The organism is Cellulosimicrobium composti (assembly GCF_009711085.1).
In the GTDB taxonomy this organism is placed as follows: Bacteria; Actinomycetota; Actinomycetes; order Actinomycetales; family Cellulomonadaceae; genus Cellulosimicrobium; species Cellulosimicrobium composti.
This window is the reverse complement of record NZ_WMKA01000100.1, coordinates 1-1,774: the sequence shown is the minus strand read 5'-3', so window position 1 is coordinate 1,774 and position 1,774 is coordinate 1. Positions and strand designations below refer to the sequence as shown.

Below are 1,774 nucleotides of genomic sequence, written 5' to 3'. Positions count from 1 at the left end.
CGTTCCCATTGACGGCGCACGGTGGTGTCATGCAGGCGTGCGTAGTGCGCGGTCATCTCGGTGCTGGAGTGGTCCAGGATGCGGCGCACGACCTCCTGAGGGACGTCGTTGTTGATCAGGCGCGTGCCCAGGGTGTGACGGAACTGGTGCGCGGTCACCTTCGCGAGTTCGCCGGAGTCGTCGCGGATGTCGCAGCGCCGGATCCAGCTCGCGAGCTCGGCCCTTGCCGCGCCCACGCTCAGCGGGCGGGTACCGGCGGCGTTGTCGCGTGTGCGGGGGAACAGCACCGCGGCGGGTGAGTGTGACGCTCGTGCCCGGGCGGCTTGAGCGTGGATCAACTGCGCGAGCTCGGCGCTGATCGGGACGAGGGCCTCGCGCAGCATCTTATGGTTGGTGTAGCGCAGGTACGGCGCCCCAGCGGCGTCGGTGGTGACGCAGTCAGTAGGGAGTTTCAGCGCGTCGTTCAGGCGCAGACCGGTCTGCATGAGCAGCGGAAACAGCAACCTCATGCGCGGGTCGGTGAGCTGGTCCAGGTTCGCCTCGTCCTCGAGCTGGGCCATCACCTGTTCGGTAAGAGCCCGCGGGGCCAGCGCCCGGTGCCGCGGGGCGTCCTCGGGGTGGATGAGACTGTCGGCCGGGATCCCGGGTGCCCATCCGTGACGGCGGGCCGTGGTCAGGAACACCCGTGCTGAGCTCAGTGCCAGGCGCCTGCCGTTGGGTGACAGGCCGTCCTCGATGAGCAGGGCGAAGAAGCGTCCCAGCACGGCTCGGGTGAGGTCCCTCGGTCGAGCTGACGGGCCGGCTGCTTGGGTGAGTGCTCGGCCTAGGCGCGTAATGGTCAGCAGGTCGCGGTGCATCCCGGACGGGGAGTACTCGCTCGTGCGTCGCCACCGCAGGAACGCTCGTGCTGCGTCTCGCAGCCACGGTTGGACGATTGGTCGGAAGTCGAAGAGCCAGTTCCGCGCGTGCCCGGTCACGTCGAGTCGTCGCAGCCTCCAGACCTCGCGCCGGTACTCGTGCTCGTGCGTGGCGGTGCCATAGAGGGTCTCGAGCTCGTCGATCGCGAAGACGAGGAAGGGGTCACGCAGCTTGGCCCCCCGCTCCTCCTGGTTGTAGAGCGTTCGCGCATTGATGGGCCACGCGGTCTCGTCAGCGTCGAGCAACGATGCCTGGTCCCACAGGCGCAGCGCCCTGAGGTGATGGACCAGGGTCCGTTCGCGCACTCGAGGCGACTCGTCGACCTCCTGGGACTGGGCGATCGCGTAGGCGACCTCCCACCGCAACGGCAGCGGCAGGACCGACAGGTCCAGCCTCAACGCGTCGACCGTGGGACCGCGATCCCACTCTCCGACCGGCCGCCCCGCGGCGATCCAGCGCTGCAGATGCACCGAGCACAAGTGCCTGGTCGAGATGGAGCGGGCACACCCTGGTGCAGTGCAGGGGGCCCCACCTCCGACCCGATCGCCTGGGCGTAGCGTGATGGTGTCCGAGGACACTTTCGTCCGCGCCCACGCTGCCAGCCGGGCCGGGACGTTGGCGCTCTGGCCGTCCGGGAGCGCGACGACGCTCATCGCGCCCCCAACCCCGTCGAGGCAGCGTCCGCGCCCGGGAGCCAGCCGGCACGTTCGAGGCTGCGACGGACCTCATCGACTTTCAAATGGGCGTAGGTCTCAGTCGTGGTGGTGATCGACGCGTGGCCCAAGAGCTTCTGGACGACCTCGGCCGGCACGTCACGGGTCAGCAGCTGCGTCGCGTAGGTGTGGCGCAGCATGTG

At 69.1% G+C, this 1,774-nt stretch carries 2 protein-coding genes; both read right to left on the bottom strand.

The window, feature by feature from the left end; all coding sequences use genetic code 11:
* Positions 1-1,388: tyrosine-type recombinase/integrase (locus tag GJV82_RS19110; RefSeq protein ID WP_196217319.1), on the bottom strand; the 1,388-nt coding region annotated here is incomplete at its 3' end.
* 179 nt (positions 1,389-1,567) lie between these two features.
* A partial coding sequence (locus tag GJV82_RS19105; protein WP_155100315.1) for a tyrosine-type recombinase/integrase occupies positions 1,568-1,774 on the bottom strand: 207 nt, incomplete at its 5' end.